This is a genomic window from Vibrio sp. AND4 (genome assembly GCF_000171815.1).
In the GTDB taxonomy this organism is placed as follows: Bacteria; Pseudomonadota; Gammaproteobacteria; order Enterobacterales; family Vibrionaceae; genus Vibrio.
The window spans coordinates 407,375-431,224 of the sequence record NZ_ABGR01000002.1 but is presented as its reverse complement, the minus strand read 5'-3'; the positions used below and the strand labels follow the sequence as shown (position 1 = coordinate 431,224).

At 45.1% G+C, this 23,850-nt stretch carries 14 protein-coding genes; 5 read left to right on the top strand and 9 right to left on the bottom strand.

All coding sequences use genetic code 11. The features are described 5' to 3' along the window. The first annotated feature begins 23 nt into the window (after nt 1–23). From pheS to AND4_RS04580, 3 genes are all read left to right on the top strand, one after another. Nucleotides 24–1,007, top strand: a complete 984-nt coding sequence (pheS, locus tag AND4_RS04590) for a phenylalanine--tRNA ligase subunit alpha (protein WP_009841738.1) — start codon at nt 24–26, stop codon at nt 1,005–1,007. 18 nt (nt 1,008–1,025) lie between these two features. Continuing rightward, entirely contained in the window at nt 1,026–3,446 is a 2,421-nt protein-coding gene (gene pheT / locus AND4_RS04585) for a phenylalanine--tRNA ligase subunit beta (protein ID WP_009841737.1), read from the top strand. A gap of 291 nt (nt 3,447–3,737) precedes the next feature. Then, a complete protein-coding gene (locus tag AND4_RS04580; protein WP_009841736.1) occupies nt 3,738–4,604 on the top strand; it encodes an isochorismatase family protein in 867 nt (288 codons plus the stop codon). Between the two features lie 75 nt (nt 4,605–4,679). Here AND4_RS04580 and AND4_RS04575 read toward each other — a convergent pair whose 3' ends face one another. The 3 genes from AND4_RS04575 to AND4_RS04565 form a co-directional block, all read right to left on the bottom strand. Beyond that, nucleotides 4,680–6,362 carry an ABC transporter ATP-binding protein gene (locus AND4_RS04575; RefSeq protein WP_009841735.1) on the bottom strand — a complete coding sequence of 561 codons (1,683 nt, stop codon included), beginning with the start codon at nt 6,360–6,362 and terminating at the stop codon, nt 4,680–4,682. Continuing rightward, a complete protein-coding gene (locus tag AND4_RS04570) occupies nt 6,359–7,963 on the bottom strand; it encodes an ABC transporter ATP-binding protein (protein ID WP_009841734.1) in 1,605 nt (534 codons plus the stop codon). Before AND4_RS04570 ends, AND4_RS04575 begins: the two co-directional genes overlap by 4 nt. A gap of 371 nt (nt 7,964–8,334) precedes the next feature. Next, nucleotides 8,335–9,495, bottom strand: a complete 1,161-nt coding sequence (locus tag AND4_RS04565) for a histidine decarboxylase (RefSeq protein ID WP_009841733.1) — start codon at nt 9,493–9,495, stop codon at nt 8,335–8,337. Between the two features lie 596 nt (nt 9,496–10,091). Here AND4_RS04565 and AND4_RS04560 point away from each other — a divergent pair. Both AND4_RS04560 and angU read left to right on the top strand, forming a co-directional pair. Beyond that, nucleotides 10,092–12,968 carry a condensation domain-containing protein gene (locus tag AND4_RS04560; RefSeq protein ID WP_009841732.1) on the top strand — a complete coding sequence of 959 codons (2,877 nt, stop codon included), beginning with the start codon at nt 10,092–10,094 and terminating at the stop codon, nt 12,966–12,968. A 144-nt stretch (nt 12,969–13,112) separates the two neighbouring features. Continuing rightward, entirely contained in the window at nt 13,113–14,438 is a 1,326-nt protein-coding gene (angU, locus tag AND4_RS04555; protein ID WP_009841731.1) for an anguibactin biosynthesis histamine N-monooxygenase AngU, read from the top strand. Nucleotides 14,439–14,501: 63 nt separating this feature from the next. Here the strand turns inward: angU and AND4_RS04550 are convergent, their stop codons facing one another. The 6 genes from AND4_RS04550 to AND4_RS04525 form a co-directional block, all read right to left on the bottom strand. Then, the gene (locus AND4_RS04550; protein WP_009841730.1) at nt 14,502–15,314 is read right to left on the bottom strand and encodes an alpha/beta fold hydrolase; all 813 of its coding nucleotides are present in this window, start codon (nt 15,312–15,314) and stop codon (nt 14,502–14,504) included. After that, nucleotides 15,311–18,439 (bottom strand): non-ribosomal peptide synthetase, encoded by a 3,129-nt coding sequence (locus AND4_RS04545; RefSeq protein WP_009841729.1) that lies wholly within the window; start codon nt 18,437–18,439, stop codon nt 15,311–15,313. The genes AND4_RS04550 and AND4_RS04545 overlap by 4 nt, the downstream gene beginning before the upstream one ends. Before the next feature lie 74 nt (nt 18,440–18,513). Continuing rightward, on the bottom strand, nt 18,514–20,709 hold the full coding sequence (locus AND4_RS04540; RefSeq protein WP_009841728.1) for a TonB-dependent siderophore receptor: 2,196 nt from the start codon (nt 20,707–20,709) through the stop codon (nt 18,514–18,516). 109 nt (nt 20,710–20,818) lie between these two features. Further along, on the bottom strand, nt 20,819–21,793 hold the full coding sequence (locus AND4_RS04535; protein ID WP_009841727.1) for a siderophore ABC transporter substrate-binding protein: 975 nt from the start codon (nt 21,791–21,793) through the stop codon (nt 20,819–20,821). Nucleotides 21,794–21,850: 57 nt separating this feature from the next. Beyond that, complete coding sequence (locus AND4_RS04530; protein ID WP_009841726.1) at nt 21,851–22,804, bottom strand: iron chelate uptake ABC transporter family permease subunit; 954 nt, start codon at nt 22,802–22,804, stop codon at nt 21,851–21,853. Further along, nucleotides 22,804–23,745 (bottom strand): iron chelate uptake ABC transporter family permease subunit, encoded by a 942-nt coding sequence (locus tag AND4_RS04525; RefSeq protein ID WP_009841725.1) that lies wholly within the window; start codon nt 23,743–23,745, stop codon nt 22,804–22,806. The genes AND4_RS04530 and AND4_RS04525 overlap by 1 nt, the downstream gene beginning before the upstream one ends. Nucleotides 23,746–23,850: the final 105 nt, after the last annotated feature.

The following is a 23,850-nucleotide window of genomic DNA, read 5'->3' as shown; positions in this document are numbered from 1 at the left end:
ACCAGCAGGTAGATGAGGAAACGATGCAACATCTAGAAGAGATCATTGCTAACGCGAGTGCAGCAATTGAAGCCGCAGAATCGCTAGTCGTACTTGATGAAGTGCGTGTTCAGTATCTAGGTAAAAAAGGTGAGCTAACTGCTCAACTTCAAAGCCTAGGTAAACTACCACCAGAAGAGCGCCGTGAAGCGGGTCAAGAGATTAATAAAGCGAAAGGCGCAGTTCAGCAAGCTATCGCAGCTCGTAAAGATGCACTACAACGTGCAGAGCTAGAAGCGAAGCTAGCAGCAGAAACGATCGACGTGACACTACCAGGTCGTCGTATCGAGAACGGTGGTCTACACCCAGTTACTCGTACTGTTGAGCGTATTGAGAAGTTCTTTGGCGAACTTGGCTTTAACACAGAGTCTGGTCCAGAAATCGAAGATGCATTCCATAACTTTGATGCACTAAACATCGCCGCTGATCACCCAGCGCGTACTGACCATGATACTTTCTTCTTCAACCCAGATTTGATGCTTCGTACTCACACGTCAGGCGTACAGATCCGTACCATGGAAAATGGTAAACCACCATTCCGTTTCATCGCACCAGGCCGTGTATACCGTAACGACTACGACCAAACGCACACGCCAATGTTCCACCAAGTGGAAGGCATGCTGGTTGATGAAAACGTTAACTTTGCACAGCTGAAAGGCATCCTGCACGATTTCCTATGTAACTTCTTCGAAGAAGAAGTGGAAGTACGTTTCCGTCCTTCTTACTTCCCATTCACTGAGCCTTCAGCAGAAGTAGACGTGAAAGGTAAGAACGGTAAATGGCTCGAAGTTCTAGGTTGTGGCATGGTTCACCCTAACGTACTGCGCAGCGTAGGCATCGACCCTGAGAAGTACTCTGGTTTCGCATTCGGTATGGGCGTTGAGCGTCTGACTATGCTTCGTTACGGCGTAAACGATCTTCGTGCGTTCTTCGAGAACGACCTTCGTTTCCTAAAACAGTTCAAGTAATCCAGGGGATACATCACTATGAAATTTAGCGAATCTTGGCTTCGTGAGTGGGTAAACCCTGCGGTATCGACTGACGAACTTACACACCAAATCACAATGGCGGGTCTAGAAGTAGACGACGTACTACCTGTCGCTGGTTCTTTCACTGGCGTTAAAGTAGGTAAAGTGGTTGAGTGTGGTCAACACCCAGACGCTGACAAACTACGTGTAACTAAAGTAGATGTTGGCGCTGAAGAACTTCTAGACATCGTTTGTGGCGCATCTAACTGTCGCCTAGGTATCAAAGTTGCTGTAGCGACTGTTGGTGCTGTTCTACCAGGCGATTTCAAAATCAAAAAAGCAAAACTACGTGGTCAACCATCACACGGTATGCTGTGTTCATTCTCTGAACTAGGTATCGACGTTGAGTCAGACGGCATCATGGAACTAGCAGAAGACGCAGTAATTGGTACCGACTTCCGCGAATTCCTAGGTCTAGACGACGTAACAGTAGACGTAGACCTAACAGCAAACCGCGCTGACTGTTTCAGCATTCGTGGTCTAGCTCGTGAAGTTGGCGTACTTAACCGTGCTGACGTAACTGAGCCATCAGTAGAAGCAGTAGCAGCTTCAATCGAAGACAAAGTGTCTATCGAAGTGAAAGCGCCGGCTGCGTGTCCACGTTACCTAGGTCGTGTGGTTAAGAACGTAAACGTTCAAGCTGAAACGCCACTATGGATGCAAGAGAAATTGCGCCGCTGTGGTATCCGCTCTATCGATCCTGTAGTAGACATCACCAACTATGTTCTTCTAGAGCAAGGCCAACCAATGCACGCGTTCGATCTCGCGAAGATCGAAGGTGGCATCGTCGTTCGTATGGCTGAGCAAGGTGAGAAGCTAACACTTCTTGATGGCAGCGAAGCAGAACTAAACGCAGATACACTAGTAGTAGCAGACCACAACAAAGCACTTGCAATTGCAGGTATCTTTGGTGGTGAAGAGTCTGGTGTAACAACTGAGACTAAAGACGTGCTACTAGAGTGTGCATTCTTTGCACCTGACCACATCCGTGGTCGCGCACGTAGCTACGGTCTGCACACTGATTCATCAATGCGTTTCGAGCGTGGTGTGGATTACGCACTACAAGTGAGCGCAATGGAGCGTGCAACTCAGCTTCTTGTTGAAATCTGTGGTGGTGAAGTAGCGCCTGTTGTTGCAGTAGAGTCTGAAGCAGACCTACCTAAGCCAAACAAAGTTACTCTACGTCGTACTAAACTAGACAACCTACTAGGTCACCACATTGTGGATACTGACGTAGTAGAAATCCTAGAGCGTCTTGGCCTAACTGTAGAGACTACTGCTCTTGCTAACCAAGAAAGAGGTTGGACAGCGACAGCACCGACATGGCGTTTTGATATCGCAATCGAGCAAGACCTAATTGAAGAAGTAGGTCGTATCTACGGTTACGATAACATCCCTAACCAAAACCCAGCGGCGGCACTTAAGATGCACGACCACGTAGAAGCGAACATTCCGCTAAAACGCGTTCGTAACCTACTTGTTGACCGTGGTTACCAAGAAGCAATCACTTACAGCTTCGTTGAGCCAGAGCAGCAAAAGTTGGTTGTACCGGGTGTTGAGCCGCTAATCCTGCCATTCCCAATCTCTGCGGATATGTCAGCAATGCGTCTAGGCCTTATCCAAGGTCTACTAAATACTGTGGTTCACAACCAGAAGCGTCAACAGCCACGTGTTCGTCTATTTGAATACGGCCTACGTTTCATCCCATGTGAGTCTGCTGAAAACGGTATGCGCCAAGAGCCTATGCTTGCAGGTGTTATCGCAGGTACTCGCAGTGAAGAGCACTGGGACATCGAAACTAACACCGTTGATTTCTTTGATCTGAAAGGCGATCTAGAAGCGGTTCTTGAGCTTACAGCAAACGAAGCGGCTTACTCTTTCGCAGCACTTTCTGCTGAAGACAAAGCAGCGAACCCAGCGCTTCACCCAGGTCAATCTGCTGCTATCATCGTTGATGGCAAGCAAGTTGGTGTGATTGGTACGGTTCATCCAGAACTAGAGCGCAAGTTTGGCCTAAACGGCCGTACTATCGTATTCGAAGTGGAATGGTCTGCAATCAACACTAAAGTGATTCCAGAAGCAGTACAGCTTTCTAAGTACCCATCAAACCGTCGTGACATTGCGGTAGTGGTTGACGAAGCCGTAGCATCTGGTGATATCGTTAACGCTTGTTTAGAACAAGGTGGCGAGTTCCTGAAAGATGCGAAACTATTCGACGTTTACGTTGGTAAAGGTGTTGAAGAAGGTAAGAAGAGCCTAGCTATCGCCCTGACGCTACAGTCAGTTGAGCGTACGCTTGAAGATGCAGACATTGCTGGTGCGGTTGACGCTATCGTTGCTCACGTATCTGAGAAGTTTGGTGCGTCTCTACGTGATTAATTTTACGTAACGTATCTTTTTAAGAAATGAAAACCCTGCCATTCTGGCAGGGTTTTTTGTATCCGTCGATGTGATGAGATTGCGAGTAATAAGCGAAATCGACCATTTAAATACCCAAGCATCTCGAGATGACTTGGTTGAATGCGGTTTATAGAATTAACCCTCATAAGCAATTGATTTTATATCCATTGTTAGCTTAGAATTGCCGTAAATGATATTGATTATCAATATTTTTCTCTGGGCGCACTTGCCCCTTAATTTGTAGTCATCGTTTTAGATAAGGATAACTAAATGGCCATTCCTAAGATCGCCTCGTATAACCTGCCTCAACCGGAGTTATTTCCAGAAAACACAGTGAATTGGAAAATAGATCCTAAAAAGGCTGTTGTTTTAGTTCATGACTTGCAAACTTATTTCCTCAACTTCTTTGATAAAACAAAGTCACCAGTACCAGAGCTTTTAGAAAACGTAAGTAAAGTTTTAGACAATGCCAGAGCTGCCAATATTCCTGTTATTTATACCGCTCAGCCTGCCAATCAGGAACCAAATGAAAGAGCGTTGCTGACGGACTTTTGGGGTACTGGATTAACTCAAGATACTGAGATAACGAGCGAAGTGTCACCTCAAGGTGGAGACATTCAATATACCAAATGGCGTTATAGTGCGTTTAAGAAAACGCCATTGCTCCAGTGGATGCAAGAGGAGCAAAGAGATCAGCTCATTATTGTCGGTGTCTACGGCCATATCGGTATTCTATCAACGGCACTGGACGCGTTTATGCTCGATATTAAACCTTTTGTTATTGGTGATTCGATTGCGGACTTCTCTGAAGAAGACCATCTCCATACGCTTAAGTACGTATCAGGTAGGAGTGGGAGCGTTAAATCCGTCAATGAATTTGTCCAAGCGGTTCAACCTTCGACAGTAGCAAGTACTTTTAGCTTAGAGACTATGAGGAAGGATGTCGCTGACATACTTGACGTAGATCTGGATGAGGTGGATGTGGAGGAAAACCTAATATTTCTTGGCTTAGACTCTATTCGAGTCATGACACTACATAGCCGTTGGAAGGCATTAGGCTTTAATGTCGAGCTTGCTGAAATGGTCGCTCTACACACAATTAAAGAGTGGTGGGAGGCAACGCAAATTACTGCTTAAAAATTGCCTTCCCCACATATATGTAAAGCACCCCTCTGTGTAAAGTGGGGTGCTTTGATGTTGTTACCAATACGTTTAAACGTTAAACGCTAGCTCATCAGAACCCTGCTCTAACTTACTGTTGTTTTTATCAGTGCTTACCGTGTTAGCAGGGTGGCCCAGAATCCTTACCTCTCGGTTGTCTATCGTTAGTTCAACGGTTGGACGCCAAACTCGCAGGTCTCGATGTGTTACAATAATCGCTGTAGAGTCTAAATGATGAATATGATCAGCAATTCTTTTTTCGGTGGTTTCATCTAGTGCTGATGTCGCTTCATCGAACACTAGGATCGGCGCTTTTTTGATCAGGGCTCGTGCGATCGCGACTCGTTGTCTCTCACCACCGGATAGCCCAGTGCCTTTTTGTCCGACTGACTGATGAATCCCTTTGTCAGACGAGGCAATAAGCTCATTAAGTTCTGCACATCCAGCAAAATGCTCGATCTCTTCGTCAGTGGCGTTTGGGTTTCCTAAACGAATATTGTCTGCTAGCGTTCCCGTGTAGATAATCGGATCCTGTGAGACGTAAGCGATATGCTGAATGAAAGACTCATATGGGATGTCTTTAAGATCGACACCACCAAGCGATATAGACCCTTTGCTCGGATCATCAAATCGAAGAAACAGGCCGAGCAATGTACTTTTTCCACTGCCGCTGATGCCATTAATGACAATGGTTTCACCTTGTTTGACTTCCAAGCTGACATCCGCAAATAAGTCTTGATGGCTAACACGATTCAGTTCTAACTTATGGTTGTTCGGGATAGCCGCATTTCTACCTCTAGCTTCTGTCAGGGTAGGGACATTGGTTAGTTGTCCGTAATTGTTTATTGAGGCTTTTACATCATTAATAGCGAACCCTGCTAATGCTAATTCTCCGAGTGGTGCGGCTGCGCGAGTAATTAAAATCAGTAGGGCCAAGATGAGAAGTGGTTGAGTCATCTGTGCCCACACAAGGTAGGTAGCAAGGCCTGCGAGTGGTAAGATGGTTGCCAACGAAGAGACAAAGGTTGCTAACGAAGCGCTCTTATTGATTCCAGCGTACACTTTCTCTTGTGCGCTCCAACTTCTGTCGATTCGCTCTATTGCTCGTTTTGGACCTGCTGTTGAACGCAGTAAATCAAAATGGTCGATCAGTTCCAGTGTTGATTTTGTCGCTTGCACATCTGCCCTGTGCCTATCTTTGTCTGAACGACTAAGTTGACGCTGCGCTGTAAATTGTACGGTTAACGCAAGGATTAAAAGTGCGCAACTTAACAGCGCAATTTGTATTCCTCCCACGATACCAATTCCAAAGACCAAGAAAATCGGCAGTAGTGGCGCGTGTAAAAATGTCTGCAAATGATGGGCGGGGATTGCCATAAATCCAGGTATACCTCGCTCTGCCAATTGGTTAAGTTGCGTGCGGCGCTGTTCGCTAAACCATGCAAGCTTGGCTTTACTGAGTGCGCGTCCTACTGCAGCGTAAAGGTCTCCTGCTAACCTAGCGCCAGAAATAAACCCAGATCGTTGCACTAGGACGGTAACGAGCACGGCAAGTGCTGCCGTTATCAGCACGTATATCGGGGATGCTTTTTCTACAATGGACACCGCAAGAAATGTATACGCGATGGCTTCAAATAGAGCAACAAAAGTCCAACCTATTGCCACTCGATACAAACGAGACTTAGCGTTAAAAGGCATGGTTGCGCTGGAAGATACAGTATTTTTAGGTTTCATACTTGGTCATCCTGTCGTTGGTCACTTAATGTGAGAGTAAAGTCAGCCAGTCGAGCAAGCTTTGAATCGTGTGTTACCATGATCAACGTTTTATTATGTTGTTGAGTGAGTGCGGCTAAACTTTTGATGATGTCGATTGCGGTATCGTCATCGAGTGCACTGGTGGGCTCATCAAGCAAAATAACATTTGTATCACATAAAAAAATGCCCGCTAGTGCGATACGTTGTTGCTGGCCGCCGGACAGCAAGCTCGCGTCAGAATCAAGATCAAGGTCTAGTCGAGCAAGGGACAGCGCAAGATATAGCTCATCATCACCTGCGCCTGGTGCGCTTAGCTGCAAGTTTTCTCTAATGGTGGTTTTAAGCGCGCCAGTCTCCTGAGGGAGATAGCGTATTGCCTGATAGCGTGCAGTCTCAGTAAGGTCGAACAGTTCCTCACGTCCCAATAAAACACTGCCATGTGCGGGTGTTTCTTGGCCAGCTAAGATACGCAGCAAGGTACTTTTTCCTGCCCCGCTTTGTCCCATAATTGCGGTAAAGGAACCAGGCAGAAAATCGTGAGTGAGATTGTCGATGATGGTCTTTTTGTTGTTCACGACAACTAAGCCTGAGCCACGTAACTTTTGTGGTTGTGATTTGTGATTGAGTTTACCGCTGACAATCGTTGGCTGTTGCAAGAACTCGCTGATATTGTTGGCCGCATTTTTGCCAGCTGTGATGTAGTCCAACCCGTGTCCAAGCTTTAATACTGGCGTGACGATAGCTAATCCAAAAAAGAATACGGATGCCATTGCTGCAGGGCTAAGTTGGTAGGCAACGGCATACCCAATCGCAAAAGTGGCAACGGCCTGAAGTAAAGCGACCGCGATAGCCGCGGGAAGAGCAACACTACCTACCCACTTGACAATGCCCTGGGTGAAACGCCTGGTCGAGTCATAATAATCCGTAAGCGCACCAGTTTGGGTGCCGTAGATACGGTTGACTCTAATCCCCCTTGTATAATCATTAACCGCGGTGACGATATCGCCCATTATGGTCATTCGTTCGGCTCCATGTTTGGCCGCAAACCGAGGCAAAAATAGCAAGTAATATAGTGATGCAATCAAACCAGGGAGAAGGATGAATAGCGCGATTGGGCCTGCAAGAGCTAACATGATCACTATTGAAGAGACGGGTACAATAATGAATGTCACTAATTCTGCTGGTAAATGTGCCACCATATGATGAAGTGTATTGATATCCTCTGATACCAATCGGCGCAACTGATTATCGCCGTATCTCGATATGGTTTTACTGGGTAAGCGAACTAAGTGCTGCGCTACTTCACGACGCAGACGATTCGAAAAAACAGACTCGGCATCGTGCACTAACCAAGAGCCAAAAGATGCAATAATCGCACTGATTACCCATAATCCAATTGCAGCGTAAACCCATTGGCTTGATAGCTCATCAATGAGCTGAATTAAGCATAAAAGGGCGCCGAGTTTTGCTACAGCAGCAGACACTTCACAGGCAACGCCACAAGCTAGTTTTGCTACTGACGGCCGTAAAGCTGGTAGTAATGCTGGCGTGATGTAATGTTGGATGATCCTATTTAGCATATTCTTACCTCATTTAAGCCGTAAGTGATAAATGAAGAAAATGCTGTCAAGTTAATGGTGGTTTTCATGTTAAGCCTTTTAAATTGATGTCCTCTACTGACATTGTGATACCTAAGTGACTGCAAGATACAGGATGCAGAGCGTCGCCATTGATTCGACCGCAAGGAAAGGATAATCGGCTCTTTCCAAGTTGCTAGACGCCGCGACCGGGTCAATGACACACTCCCGAAGGGCAAGTTGACTTGGCTTGTATACTTTGTTGCCGATTCTTGATTAGGCCCTAACTAACCCTTTAAATCGCCACTTCTACAAACCAAGTCACTTTCGCTGAGCCAAGTACCACGAGGATACTTGGGTGTAAACGTGATGAATTAGTTCTGCCCAATTACATGACCAAGGGCGTAGTCGGGCAATAAATCAAAAATGACATCATCGATTAATACGTCTAATTGCATTGTGCTATTTAGGTGTGGCATGGTGATGATGTGCGCAACATCCCCAGACGTAGCCAAAGAATGCTTTCGCCAAATGGGTTCAGATGGGCAAGGGAAGACGACCGTGTTTGAGTTCTTATTTCTCCATGCTTCGATACCCGCCTTTTGGAAGCGCTGAACGGTATATTCCGCCATGTCTAAACAAAGCTTCACTTTAGTTTTCCAATCTGACATGGTATGACTCCTGATCGCAGTCCACATGAATAGGGCGCTATGGCCATTTCTTGAACCACTGATGGTTTGATCGCGTGACGAGATGTAGTCTACTTCTACAGAAATTTGGTCAACCATATGCTGTTTGACGAGCACGATCCCGCATGGAATAGGTGAACCAATCATCTTATGTCCAGATACCGTAATGGAGTCAATACCATCTTCAAACGAGAATGGCGGTGGTTGATCCACAAAAGGTAGAATCATGCCACTTAATGCGGCATCTGCATGAATATAATAGTCATGTCTATCGAGCCCTAAAGCAGCAAGGTCGTGCTGTATTCGTTCGATATTGTCGATTGCTCCCCGCATGGTTGAACCAATGTTGGCAAAGATAATAGGGCTAGTTTGTTGGTCTTGCTTAATTTGAGTAACGAGCTGTAGATAGTCTATTTCGCCGTTTGATAATGCAGGAATTTTGCGTGCTGGGATCTTGAGTAGTCTAGCGATTTTATCTACAGAGTAGTGAGTCTCTTCAGAGTAATAGAGATAACCATTTGGAAAGAGTTCTCTGGCTAGATAGCAGGAAAATAGGTTGCCTTCAGTTCCACCGTTAGAGATATAGCCCCAACTATCTTGCGGGGCGATATTGAACAATTGAGCGAAGTAACGCATGACGTCTCTCTCAAAGTCAAAGGAATTGAGTTTGTAGTTGCTTTCTTCTCTCCAATCGCCGCAGTTATTAATAGAAAACTTCATAAACTTTTCTAGATTGGAGTAATCGAAATCAGCAGATTCGGGATAGCCAACATTAAAATACTGGTTTTGATTACAGTAAATCCAAAATTCATTAAGCCTGCTTAGATCCTCATTGGATAGTTTCATTGTGTCGCCTGTTGAGTCTTTATTATTGTTTAAAGTACACTTGGTAAATATACGGTTAAACCTTATTCATTATTATTTGTATGGTTTAATTTCGCCAACAAGAAAACATTGAATTTATCTTGTTAGTGATTTCTTTTGGAAATTTTTATAGCTAAGTAAGTAATATTTACCTTATTATTAATTTAAAGTTATGTTACTCATGATTTTTATTTTAATGGCTATCATTTTTTGCTTTAATTGCCAAAGATAACAATAAGAAAATAATAATAGTATGCATTTTATCTAAGTTGAAATTATTATATTAACACAGTGTCAATGCTGCTCTAAAGTCAGAATTCAATAAGAACAACACTATTTACGATAGATTTTAGCTAAAGGAGTCAACTTGTTACTCACTCTTTAATATTATTATGTCAATACATTTTTATTCCATTAGTGGCATAGTTCACATAGGTGGGGCATTTAAAGTGTTAGATACCTATTTGAGTCAATTTTTCTTACTATCTACATAATAATTAAAACATTTTTATTGTAAATGATAATTGTTTGCAAAATAATGGCGGCTTCCCGATTGATTGTCAACAAAGTGAAAGTAGATGAGTGATTTGACACCAATGCAGGCCGCGTGTTGGTTTGGAAGAGAAAAAAATACTAAACTTGGCGGTGTGGCTTCCCACCTTTATATAGAATTCGATGGTAAGGATATTAATCTTGAAAAGCTATACACAGCACTCGTTAAATTATACCAACGACATGAGATGCTACGATTAAAGATTGATTGTTCAGGGTCTTGCTCTATTATCGATGAACCTAGCTCGGACATTTTAGGTGTGGATGATTTCAGTCAGTTTTCGACTGAGAAATTATCCGTCATTTTGAGTGAAAAAAGAAATGAATGGACACATCAAAGGCTTGATTTGACACAGGGTCAAGGGGCAAAGTTTTCTGTCAGCTTATTACCTGATGACAAGTTTCGCTTACATATTGATACCGATATGATAGCTATTGATCCCGACAGTTGCCGCATTTTGATCGAAGACTTAGCAACGTTTTATGAAGGAAGTGTGTTAGATACCAACGACAAACCATCATTTTTTAAATGGCATGATTTAGCAAAAGTGGATCAGGGACTCAAACAACAGCGCAAATTAGATAGAGCATGGTGGAAATCACAGATAGAGAGTATTGCGCCTGCGCCTTCTTTGCCACTTCCTGAAGATAATCCTAGTCAGATAAAAAGTGAACATTACTCTGCTTGGCTTGATTCTCAGCAGAGATCAACTTTATTATCCCTTGCTAGGCAGCACAAAATTACACCGTCCAACCTGATGCTTGGATTATTTGCCAGATCACTGGGCAAAGCGACAGGTGATGAGGCTTTTAGAATTAATATCCCCGTATTTTGGCGACCACCAATAACAGAGGGTACTGAGCGGATTGTCGGCGACTTCGTCAATTTTGTTGTTCTCAGTGTTGATATGAATCACGACAATACGTTGATTGACTTTTGCCAATCAGTCGCGGAAAAAATGGGAAATTTACTCGGTCATAGTCTTTATGATGGTGTTAACGTAATGCGCGATCTTTCGGTGCATCATGGCAGTGCCCAGTTAGCGCCGATTGTTTTTACCTCTGCTATTGATTTACCCAGTGGTGATCTGTTTTCTCGTCGAGTTCATAGACACTTCGGTAAGATGAACTGGACCATTTCTCAAGGCTCTCAAGTTGCACTGGACTCACAAGTTGTGTGTATTGACGGCGGTATTATGATTAACTGGGATGTCCGACAAGAAGCCCTACCAAAGCAGTGGACGTCAGCGATGTTTGAGCACTTTATTGCGCTGACCAAAAACGTTATTTCTGACCCAAGCTTATTGATTGCTCCCTTAGATAGCTTACAAACAAAGCTTGTATGCCAGCCTGATTTAACGGCAGAGCTGAGTTCTTTGCAGCGTGCCTATTTACTTGGTCGAACGACGCAAATGCCATTAGGTGGCGTTGCAATGCAGGAGCTACTGGAATACCGAGGCACACTTTCACCTGTAGTGATTCGCCGAAGGCTATCAGAGATGGTGATCCGATACCCTAGTTTGAGAAAGTTTATCGATAATCAATCTCTTGAGGTCAAAGTAAGTCAATGCCCGCAGGTAAACTTGACGCTGCTAGACCTAACTGAGTTGGAAAATCAAAGCGTAGAGAGTGAGTTGGCGTGTTTTAGACATGAATATAGCCACGCGATGTTCGATTTAGAGCGGCCATTATGGGATATCACTATGTTCATGCTTCCTGATGGTATGACTCATGTGTTTGCTCGCTTTGATGCGTTGTGCCTCGATGCTCGTTCTATCGCGGCACTACTGGTCGAGTTGTTTGAAGGGGAGGCACCTTACTTTCCACATATTGAATCTGAGCCAGTGGCAGAAGATCCAGCAATGATGCGCGATAAAGATGAACATTATTGGCTGAATAAACTGGCGTCTGTTGGTAAACCGATGCAATTCCCTTGGCATAAACCTCTGCAAGCAATCTCTTGCTCTCGTTACCAAAGACAGAGTCTAGAAATCGATAAAGAGACAGTAAAAAAGCTGGTTCGAATAGGGGGTAAACAGGGACTTTATAAGAACACAGTGATGATGTCGGTTGCTCTCGAAGCGATATCTTCACATGTCAGTAATGGCAAGTTGTGTGTTGCGGTTCCGGTATTACCTATGGTCAGTGCGACTTATTCAAGTGAATCCAGTTTTATTGCTGTTCAATGGCAAGCCAAAAGAGATGATTTTCTGCAACGTGCGAAAAGCCTACAAGCGGATACCTTAGAAGGACTCGAGCATTTGGCTTTCTCTGGGATTGATTTGGGGCGTGCTTTATTTGAGCGATGTGGGCCAGGGCCGACGCTACCGATTGCGATAACAAATGGTTTATCTTGGCCTGCGCTCAGTGAGAATGCTTCAATGCAGTATCAGCGCGGGCTGACACAAACCCCTCAGGTAGCGATGGACGTTCGTTTTGTTGCTACGGCTGGTGGTTCGATCACCTTTAGTGTCGATTACGCGGTTGAAGCTGTATTGAACGAACAGGTAAAAGAGATATTGGATCGTATCGATATGACTTTCCGTCATATGATTGAAGTCTCGCTATTTGAAGTTGCAACTGATCCATTTCTCCAGCCCACAGAGTCTCGCGTTGTCGAGTTGTTTGATTGTTCTCCAAGTGAAATCAGTGCTATGGACTTAACAGAGCAGATCATCTTCGATGTCTATTGTCAGGTGCTTGGTAAAACAATGACGAGCGAAACCAAAGAAACCCCTCCTTTTTCCCAGTTGGGTTTGAGGCCTAATCATCTTAAGTTAATCAGTACTGAGCTCAATAAAGTACTCAAGACCGAACTGTTACCGATGCAACTCATTCGTTGCAAGGATGCAGCTGAAGTAAAAGCACTCGTTTTAGCTCAGGGCTTAGAGGTTGCGACCTAGCAAACTAATGTTCTAACAAACTAATGCTCTAAAAAATTATCGATTTAGTCGGCGTATTTTCCTCTGGGCTGGGAACCCGGGACATTGCGGCTCAGAGGCACACGCCACCCACAATTAAGAACGTTTTCATCTCAAGGAGAACAAGTGAATATAACAATAAAAGATATTGTCGGTATTGGAATAGGACCATTTAACCTAGGGCTCGCTGCCTTAACGGCGCACCAACCTCAGCTAGACGCTGAGTTTATTGAAAGAAAAGATGTATTTAATTGGCATAGTGGTATGTTATTGCCCGGCGCTACATTGCAGGTCCCTTTTTTGGCTGATCTGGTTACCATGGCGGATCCGACCCATCCACTGAGTTATTTAAATTATCTGAAACAGCATGATCGCTTGTACCAGTTTTACTACTACGAAACCTTTCTGGTTCCGCGCAGCGAATACAACCATTATTGCCAATGGGCGGCGAAGCAACTAGAAAACTGTACCTACAGTGAAAACGTTATTGATGTTGAATACTTTCAAGGCAAAGAGTGCTTCAAGATTCAAAGCGAATCGATGGACGGTGTGATTACGGAACGTCATAGCCGACATTTGGCGATCGGCGTTGGTACTGCGCCTTGGTTGCCAGAATGGGCAAGCAATGCTCATCACCCTTTGATAAAACACTCTGCTGAATTTGCACACATGCGTGATGAATTGGCTAAATGTAACCGTGTTACTGTGGTTGGTTCTGGCCAGAGTGCAGCAGAGTGTGTCCTCAACTTGTATCGTGATTTGACTAAGGAACAGATTGAAGCTGGCGCAAGGGTAAACTGGATAACTCGATCTGCGGGATTTCATCCAATGGAATCGTCTAAGTTGGGACAAGAGTGCTTTACGCCCGCATATATGGATTACTTCCATACGCTCTCGCGCGAGAAGCGTCGTAGTATTGTTGGGGGACAAGGACAGTTGTATAAAGGGATCAGTGAATACACGATCGCAGATGTCTTTGACTTACTTTATGAGCGCTCGATTGGAGGACGCGAGCCAGGTCTGCGCTTATATTCCAACTGTCAGGTGAATGATATCGAAATAGTTGGCGATTCTGGTGTACTCATGATGTCGTGTTATCAATCTCAACAAGAGCAAGCATTTACGCTGCATACTAATGCTATTGTTTGTGCCACAGGGTATACGCATCAGTGGCCGACATGGTTAGAAGCGCTAAAAGGATCGGTGTTAGCGGTGGACGAACATGGCGATTTGATTGTTGAATCGGACTTTTCTGCCCAACGTTGTGATCAGGGAGTTGGACGCGTTTTTATCCAGAATCCGGAAGTCTTTCAACATGGTGTTGGTGGTCCAGACCTTGGAATTGGTGCCCATCGAAACGCTTCGATTATTAATACTGTATTGGGTGAGCAGGTGTATCGTTTACCGAAAAAATCGGCTTTCCAAACTTATGGAACTCCGGAAGATAACTAACCGGTTAATTGAAGAGCATAGGGCATACAGCTATTAAGACAGTATGCCCTTACTAAGTGTCATCTAACGCCTTGATAGCTCACGTTGTAAACCAGCTTGTCTATTGTTGACTTGAGGGCTTTCTAACTTCATCGAGAAAGCTCTAATGTATTCGAATATCGTTTTGGCCTTTTCTGTGATATAGAAATGCTCACCTTCGACGACAAGATGATCGTCTACTTCACTGCACCAGAGTTTCCACTCGTCTACTTCTGCAAAGTATGCTTCTATGTCATTATTTCCAGAGATCAAAAGTGTCGGCACCAAAAGCTTAGCCTGCTCATTGGGGGGAGACGGGAATAGGTAATTATTCGTCGCGGAAAAATCCGCGCGTAAAGTTGGTAGAAAGATTGACCACCACTGCGGGTTCTCCAGTAGACTAGGATCGCACCCCCCCATTTCAATCAGACTTTCGATGAAGGTTTGATCGTCGTAATCTTCAATCAATCTTCGTCCCTGAATATGAGGCGCTTGGCATCCAGAAAGCACCAACCCCTTTGGAAATAGCCCAAGATAATTGAGCTGCTTGGTCGTCTCATACGCCACTTTTGCTCCCATACTATGCCCAATGAGTACGGTATTTTCGACCCGTATGTCACTCTTTATTAAGGCTTGAACCAACTCCTCAGCCAGTGATTCGATTGTTTCAACCGCGGGGTCATCAATTCTTGCTTCTCTGCCCGGATACAAAATAACTGAAATGGATTCATTCGTTAGACCGAGGTTCTGCCAGCTGGTGAAGGTGCGTTTGCCGCCGCCTGCGAAAGGACACAAAACAAAATGCGTGTCACAATGTTTGCCAGAAGAAGCGATGGTTATTAGAGGGTTCATCATCATACTCCCTGGCCTGTTGCAAGCTGGCACCTTTCCATAATGAGAGCAAGTGCTTCTAGCGTGGGGTAACGATACACGACCGACAACTTGAGCGGGTATCCCGATTGATGAAGTCGTTGGACCAATTCAATTGCGTGATAAGCGTCCCCCCCAGATTGGAAAAAGTCACTGAGCTTGTGGAATGATTGTCGCCCAATTATCTCGCTCCATAGTTCGGCTAGCTTATGTTCACTCGTGGTAAGCAGCGGCTTTTCCGCGCCAGAGCCGCGTTTTTTTTTGCGGCTGATTATCTGAGCCAGAGCGGTATGATCAATTTTTCCGTTGGCAGTAAGTGGTAATGCATCCAGTAATACGATGCGCTGAGGAATCATGTATGTTGGTAACTGATCCTTTAAGTGGTCTTGTATGTCGTCAGTATCAAGAGGCTTAACGGTTGTTTGCTCTGAATCCGTGACGATAAAGGCGACCAGCGTTTTGTCTTTTTTACCTGTGGCTGTCGCGACTGATCGCTGCACTTGAGGAATCGAATTGAGTGCGGCTTCAATTTCGCCTAGCTCAATACGGTACCCACCGATTTTGACTTGTCTGTCTCTGCGTCCCAAAAACTCGATCACGCCATTAGGCCAGTAACAACCCATGTCTCCCGTTCGGTACCAAGTTTGGTCATCCTGAGTGACAAATTGCGTTTGAGTTTTCTGCTCATCATTAAAATACCCAAGTGCGACGCCATCACCACCAATCCAGAGTTCTCCGGGTACCCAATCTGGGCAATCTCGGCCAAGGTTATCAACCACTCGATATTTTTGCCTTGATAAAGGGTAACCATAGGGGATAGATACCCAGTTGTCTGGCACTTGCTCAACATCAAACACGTTAGACCATATCGAGGCCTCGGTTGCCCCGCCCATGGCAATAAATTTTCCATCAGCACGATACTGGCGATAACGTGCCGGGAGATCGACGCCAATCCAGTCGCCAGAAAGCATAGCTAACTGAATCCGAGACGGAGCGTCATTATTAAAGCAGCTGGAGTAGGTCAACAGCATATCAAACAGCGCTGGGACACTATTCCACATCGTCACTTTGTGATCCTTAATCGCCTTGCACCAAGCACTTGGGTCTCTTCTGTCAGACTCATCAACCAAAACAACCGCACCACCGGCGGACAATAGGCCAAAGATGTCATACACAGAAAGGTCGAAGTGGAGTGCAGAGAGTGCGAGCATGCGATGGCGACGGTCAACTTGGTAACGTTGATTAAGGGCGATGCAAGTATTAAGCGCACCTTGGTGAGAAATCACGACTCCTTTTGGTGTGCCTGTTGAGCCCGACGTATAAATAATATAAGCAGGTTGTTCTGGGGATACTTCCGGAGACTTGTCCATTGGGCTGCTTTTTATCGCATCTTGCCAGATGAGGTAAGTAAATCGCTCGGTCGACGTCGCACCCGTTAAATAAGATTGATCTGTCAACACCACGTTGATCTCAGCGCCTTGATAAATGCCCTCACGTCTTTCCCTTGGCTGATCGAGAGAAACCGGCACGTATATCGCACCTGCATACAATATACCGAGAGCTGCGACAACCTGACCGATACCTTTATCCATGCTTATGGCGACGCGATCACCGGGAACTACTCCTGCTTTCGCTAATGCACCGGCGCAACGCTCAGCGTGATCCGCTAAGGTTTGATAGTTGAGCGAAGATTGCCCGTGGATTATGGCTGTCGCATCGGGGAAACGATCAGCGTTCTTCCAGAAGCCATGATGGAGTAAACCTTCCGGCAGAGTTTTACTGCCTTGGCTATTTATCGTGTGACGTACAGAAGCCTGAGTCTCAGGCAGTGAAACGGGTAAAGGTTGCAGCCAGTGACTGTCAGCTTGGCAAAGGTGGTTGAGCAGTTTGGAGAAGCAGGACAGCATGTCTGCTATCAAGTTTTCTGGGAAAAGGGCATCCTGACTGTCCCAAAGCAGTTCTAGTCCGTCGTGTGTTATGGTGGCATGCAGCGAAAGCCATGTATTTGCGGATTGTTGACAACCCCATACGGCACTTTGATTGATTGTTGAGAGCTGGCTAGAAAACGCGATGTTGGCCGGGTAGCGATGTGAATCCGAAAGCTTTATTAATTGTTGAATAAGCGGGAAAATCGGCATGGTTGGGTAAGGTTGGACTTGGTCGAAGTTTGCTTGATTTTCTTTCACAAGAGTAACAAAGCTTTCACTGACACCCGACAATCCGACTAATAAAGGCTGAGTAAATTGCCCCATAACATCAGCTTGATGCTGATCTTGATGGCGGTCGAACCTCAACATCGTTTCTTTTTGCTGTCCCCAAAGAGAAAGCACAGCGGCAAACACGCTGGCTAATGTTAGCTCTGGTGTTACCTCATATTTTTTACTGCGTATGGTGAGCTGTTGCCACTTGTCTAATGACAAGGCTAATGTTCGTCTTGTTATGCCTGTTTCAATGAGCTTCTCTGGTTCGCAAGCGGTTGGTATGTTAGCGGAACTTGGTAAATTGAGAAGGTGTTCCACCCGGTCGGCGCTGCTGCTGGATGACACATTAGCTCGCTCACCATTGATCAATTGTTGATGTGAGGTGGATGCTTGTTCTTCAGAGGCAGGGGCTTGATGGTTACCATGTAACATTTGACCAAGTTGTTCAAAAAATAGCGCTACGCTTGGCATATCCACAATAACGGAGTTAAAGCGAGCATGAAGCCTGATGGTATCGGGTGCTAATAGGTTCGCGACCAAACAAACCGTTGCTGGTGACTGGCTTGTCGTAAGCTCAGTTCGGGTGAGACTGAGTACCCTCTGGATCTCTTCCTCTGAGGCACCAATTAAGTCATTGACGTTAAACGTGTCGATAGGAGTCTTTTTTGTGATCTGGAGGAAAAAGTCATCACTAATAGTGGCAGTTAGCATAGGGTGGCGACTGATTAAAGCATCTAAACAATGCTTTAAGGTTTCCCATGATGTGTTGGAGTAATCAAACTCCTGATAGATAAAATTAGCGATTGATCTTTGTTCACTGCGCTGCCTTTGAGTGGATAGCAACCAGCTTTGGTTCGATGTTAAAGGTAATGCGATCTTATGATGGGAAGGTGATGGTTCGTTGTGTGTCATTGTTCGTTCTCGTAAAAGGCACAAGCGGAAAAGAAAAATGCCCTTAGTCAGTTGGCTAAGGGCGTAGTGGAGGACTAGAAATCCGCAGTGGCTGATAACATCACTGTACGTGGTGCACCTAGCGCAAGCGTAGCGTAATGAGTGCTTGTCCAGTAGTCTTCATCAGTTACATTATTGACATTTAGACGCCACACAACGTTGGTGTCGGCGATAGTGGAGTCGTAACGAGCACCAAGGTCAAAAATCGTCTGTGCTGATAATGATTGAGTGTTCTGTGGGTCAATATATTGCTCTGACATGTAATTAGCTTGGCCAATAAGCGTTAGCTCACGCATTGCAGGCAAGTTCCACTCCAGTCCGAGTTTCGCTTGGAATTTCGGCTGTTTTGTCGCTTGTTTGCCTTCATTAATCGCATCCGTTGCCTTGGTAATTTCAGCATCAATGTAGGCAACACCGCCCGTCAGTGTGTAATCTTCAAGTAGGGTGCCGTAGAAGCCCCATTCAGCACCACGGTTACGTTGCTCACCACCAAATGAATAGATTTTAGTGACAGGGTTTATAATGCCATTTGGTTTTTTGATCTCAAACAGGCTGAAGGTGTGGACAAAGTCGTTAAGATCAAGTTTCAGTCCAGTTTCAATTTGCTTGGTTTTCTGTGGTGCAAATGCATCTCCAATATTCACTGCGCCTCTTGGTGCGGTCTGACCACTGGTCAAGCCTTCGGTGTAGTTACTGTAGAGCGAGAGCGAGCTGGATATTTTAGACAATAAGGCAATGGCTGGAGTGACCGCACTTTTTCGGTATTTTGTCATTGTAGGTGAGCGACCACCCATAGCGAAGCTGGATTCAAAATCAATGCGTTGATGACGAACGCCCAGCGTTAATTGATAGGCACCGTTTGCGAAAGAAAGGGTATCTGCAATACCGTAGCTCGATAAAGTCGAATCGACTTTAGACTGGATATAAATGTCATAACCTGAGGGTGCAGGGCCCCAATCCGGATTGTAAAGGTTAGTGTCGTGAGTTTTCCCTCGGTTGTCACTTGCCGGTGAGTCCTGCTTATCTTCGTTAAAGTAAGTGCCGTTTAGGACGAGGAAGTGCTCAACAGCACCGGTTTCAAATTCACTGCGTACCCCAATATCTCCCGATGTGCGTTTAGCATCGAGGTCGGCAAAACCGTTCCATACTTTTAGCGTACCTGAGGAATCAGAAATAGTGATGCTTCTTGCGCTATTGGAAACAAATTTGGTGTGACTGCCGCCAAAAGCGGAGTAGAAGGTCATAAAATCAGTGACATCGAGCTCACCACGAATCATCATGCCTTTGTCTTTGCTGTCATTGTATGCCCAATCTGGTGTCAAAAGCGTGTCGGATGAAGGTGGTGGTGGGATTTTCACATCTGGCGCAATACTTAGGCCTCGATTTGCACCGTCAACACGCTCAGTGCTGTAATAAAAGTCTGCCTCCACGAAAGCAATATTGTTGCGCCAGTCAAGGCTCAATGCGGCGAGCTGTGTTTTGCTGCTCTGATGGTTCACCGCGGTATCACCATCTTTTATTGCTCCGTTAAAACGCACGCCAAATTGGTCGTTTATACCGAAACGGCGGCCGATGTCGATGTGTCCGCCAAACTGAGAGTCAGACATGTAGTTGACAGAAACCGAAGTGGTAGGGGTTTCTGCTGCGCGCTTGCTGACAAGGTTAATTGTCCCCCCAACTGAGCCATTTGGTGCCATGCCATTGATAAGTGCAGAGGGTCCCTTTAGCACATCAATACGCTGAAACATCTCCGGGCTAACACGGTAGTATGGCGCAATACCGTAAAGACCATTAAACGTCGTATCGCTAATATCAACGTTAAAGCCCCTTATTTTTAGGCTTTCCTTATTCAGGCCCGTTTCGCCACTCGTAAATACAGATGCGTCAGTTGATGAGATCAGATCAGAAATGTCTTGTGCTTGCTGATCTTGAATTTGTTTGTCTGTGTAGCCAAGCGTATTGAAGGGGGTATCGAGAAAGTCTTTATCGCCGAGCATCCCCAGACTGCTTTCGGATGAGATTTTGCCAGCAGCATAACCCTGGTTTGCTGCGCCAAATACCGTCATTGCTTCGTCTGACGATTCTTTTCCCTCTGCATAAGCAAGGTCGACCGGTAGTAGCGAGATGCCAAGTTGAACTGCAATGACGAGCGCAATGCGACTCGGATTTAGCGAAAAGTTGACAGATTTTACCGAAGAATTTTTTGCTATCTGATGATAGTGTTGAGTCATTATAATTTCCTTTTTTATCTTGGACTGCTCACATCCGTCCTGATGCCAGAGATGGCTTTTAACCGTTGGGCTACTTATGGCTCAACTTTTTGTTATAAATTGATAAAACTTAGCTTTTGTAGCCTTTGATGATGTCGTCGATAACAATTTTCAGCGATGTCACACTGGCTGAAGTGATGTACCAAGCGTCAGGATCAACGAAAACGACGTTGCCGTTCTTCCATGCCTTAGTCTGACGCAGTAGTGGATTTGCCAAATGTTCCGCATCTATTATTGGTTTCCCTTGCATCACGGCGGTTCTGTCGATGATGTAAAGAATGTCTGGGTTAGCTTGGCTAATAAATTCACTGGAAATTGGTTGCCCATGCAAACTGGTTTCGACTTCTTCACTTGCAGGTTTTACTCCCAGCACATCAAAGACGAACCCATAGCGGGATTCGACACCAAACGAACTGAAGGCCCCATTGTTGTGCATCACAACCAATGCTTTTTCTGGACGCTCTGTCGTTACAGCCCGAGCTTGAGCAACTTTTGCCTCTACTTCTGCGATTTTCTGTTGCGCCAGTTCTTGTTTGCCAAATATCTCGCCGAGATCAGTAAGGTGTTGTTTGATGATATCGACGTGATGACCACGACTGTTGCGATAGTCGATATCAAAATGCAGAGTTGGTGAGAGTTGAGAGAGTTCTTCATATTGAGTGGTATGAAGTGGTGTCATTAGCACAAGATCGGGCTTGAGTGCGTAGACTCTTTCCATATTGGGTTGGACGATCGCTCCGAGGTCAACGATGTTCGGTGCTTGTTTATACTTCTCCAAAAAATGAGGGATAAAGTCTTTTACCATTCCTGCAATCGGAACATCTAGCTGGTCTAAAAAGTCCACTTCGTTCATGTCCAGCGCCGCTACTCGTTGTGGGCGATTTAAAATGACGGTCTCTCCCAGATTGTGTTTGATGACAATGGGGTTTTCGAGCGGCTGGCTCATTTGGGGCTCAGCAATTGACCCTGTGGGTTCGCAAGCCGTTAAGAAGCCAAGAGAGCTGCAAGTGAGAGCGACACTCAAGCTCAGAGTGCTTTTAAACATGAGATAGATTTCCTTTTGTTATCGTTAGATTGCCTTTATAAAAGCGAATTGCAGTTTTTATACTTGGCTTCTTGCCTTGAGTGTGATGGCGAGAAAGTACCCACCACATAGGACGTTGACCAATATAGAAACTGTGGTTTTATAGTTAAAAAGATGCTCGACCATAAGTTGTCCTACTAGGAACATGATGATGGCGATGGCGCAAGCAGCCCATAGTATTTGCCGGTAGCTTGATGAACTGGACGTTGAATAAGCGATGTTAGCGACGAAAATACCCATAAAGGCGGTAGGACCAATCAAGCTGGTAGAAATAGCGACGAGTATTGCGATCACGGCGAAATATTTAGGGATGTAGCGCTTATCGTTCAGTCCTAAGGACAAGGCTTGGTCTCGACCCAGCCCAATAACATCCAGCTCACGAGACCACTGTTTAGCAAAGAGTGCAAAAGTGCCTAATACCGCGCAAGCAAAGACCAAAGTGGCGGGCTTGGCTCTCTCAAATGAGGTGTAGCTGAGTCCTTGAAGTATCGAGAATTCTCCTGGACTGATTCTAAGTTGGACAAACTGAGCAACGGTTGTTAAAACCATAGTGAGCACAAAGCCAATCAGTAGCACCTGATGCATATCTCGTCGAAACTTCCTTAGGATCCAGAACTGAATCGCGAACGAGTACAAAAGTATAAGTAGTGTTGAGATCGCGAAATTACCCAAGATACCGAGTGCCGCGCTTCCGGCTGTGCCCGTTATTAATAAAAGTAAGGACTGCCAAACAAGATAAATAGACTCATAACCCATGATTGACGGAGTCAAAATTCGATTGCCGACTAAGGCTTGAAAAATAATCGCCGAAATCGCCACACAACTGCCTCCAACCAAGATCGCTCCGAGCTTAATAAGCCTTTTCGGTATGATGTAATTAAAATCCAACCCCGAGTTTACGAAGACAAAAGTCATGGAAAGGATACTCAATAGTATCCATGTCACTAACGTGTTTGTATTTAGCGTTTTCATCAACGCGCACCTTTGAGGAGCAATACGAGAAAGAGGGTGCCACCAATTGCGCTGGCAGTGAGGCCAATCGGAACCTCAAAGGGAAACAGCACGAGTCTGCTTATTACATCGCAAAAGATTAGCAGTGAGGCGCCGCCCAATGCCACGATTGGCAGAGTGTTTTTGAGATGGTCGCCATATTTCAACGCAACAAGGTTCGGTATGACTAAACCGATAAAATGGATTGCTCCTACGGTGACGACGGTCACGGCGACAGTGACGGACACGAGCATCAAACCTAACGCTGCTGTCGCTGCGAAGTTAATACCTAGATTGGATGCCGCATCTTCTCCCATCCCCATCACGGTAAATTTATTCGCATAGATATAAGTCAGCAGTGTCGTCGGTAAAATCAGGAATATAACCTCGTAGTGTTCCTGTACGACCTTAGAGAAATCACCAATTAGCCAACCAGACATACTTTGTAGGATGTTGTTTTGGTACGCATAAAACTCGGCGACCGCACTTAATACACTGCCGAACATTAGCCCAATGACGGGAACTAATGCTGAGTTACTGAATTTAATTTTACGAACTATACCAATGTAAATAAGGCCAGCAGCGAAGCAAAATAAAACAGCGAAGATCATGCGCTCAAGCTTGTCTGAACTCGGTAGCAACACAATTGACACCAATATACCAAGTTTGGCAGCGTCTAGGCCGCCTGTGGTACCTGGTTCTACAAAACGATTGCGAACAATGTGCTGTAATATTACACCGCACATTGCCAAACCAGCCCCCGTTAGGATCAATGTGATAAGCCTCGGAAGTCGACTGGCTGTGATCGGTAACCAAGCACTTTCATCCATTTTGAGAAGCAGTGACCAATCGATTGGATTGACTCCAATCAAAATCGAAAATAGGCACAATAAAAAAAAGGTAAAGATTATTCTAGAATTCATATGAATATGGTCCTGAATAATGTTGAGTTCGGCATCTATTAACAATCATGTATTTAAATAATGGTACGTAATATGAATAAGTCAGTATCACAATCTGATATTGAT

What these genes read in the sequence shown, in the direction of transcription:
- AND4_RS04540 (WP_009841728.1), bottom strand. Translation starts at nt 20,709, where the DNA reads ATGACTCAACACTATCATCAGATAGCAAAAAATTCTTCGGTAAAATCT.
- AND4_RS04535 (WP_009841727.1), bottom strand. Translation starts at nt 21,793, where the DNA reads ATGTTTAAAAGCACTCTGAGCTTGAGTGTCGCTCTCACTTGCAGCTCT.
- AND4_RS04545 (WP_009841729.1), bottom strand. Translation starts at nt 18,439, where the DNA reads ATGACACACAACGAACCATCACCTTCCCATCATAAGATCGCATTACCT.
- AND4_RS04525 (WP_009841725.1), bottom strand. Translation starts at nt 23,745, where the DNA reads ATGAATTCTAGAATAATCTTTACCTTTTTTTTATTGTGCCTATTTTCG.
- AND4_RS04560 (WP_009841732.1), top strand. Translation starts at nt 10,092, where the DNA reads ATGAGTGATTTGACACCAATGCAGGCCGCGTGTTGGTTTGGAAGAGAA.
- AND4_RS04570 (WP_009841734.1), bottom strand. Translation starts at nt 7,963, where the DNA reads ATGCTAAATAGGATCATCCAACATTACATCACGCCAGCATTACTACCA.
- AND4_RS04550 (WP_009841730.1), bottom strand. Translation starts at nt 15,314, where the DNA reads ATGATGATGAACCCTCTAATAACCATCGCTTCTTCTGGCAAACATTGT.
- AND4_RS04530 (WP_009841726.1), bottom strand. Translation starts at nt 22,804, where the DNA reads ATGAAAACGCTAAATACAAACACGTTAGTGACATGGATACTATTGAGT.
- pheT (WP_009841737.1), top strand. Translation starts at nt 1,026, where the DNA reads ATGAAATTTAGCGAATCTTGGCTTCGTGAGTGGGTAAACCCTGCGGTA.
- pheS (WP_009841738.1), top strand. Translation starts at nt 24, where the DNA reads ATGCAACATCTAGAAGAGATCATTGCTAACGCGAGTGCAGCAATTGAA.
- AND4_RS04565 (WP_009841733.1), bottom strand. Translation starts at nt 9,495, where the DNA reads ATGAAACTATCCAATGAGGATCTAAGCAGGCTTAATGAATTTTGGATT.
- AND4_RS04575 (WP_009841735.1), bottom strand. Translation starts at nt 6,362, where the DNA reads ATGAAACCTAAAAATACTGTATCTTCCAGCGCAACCATGCCTTTTAAC.
- AND4_RS04580 (WP_009841736.1), top strand. Translation starts at nt 3,738, where the DNA reads ATGGCCATTCCTAAGATCGCCTCGTATAACCTGCCTCAACCGGAGTTA.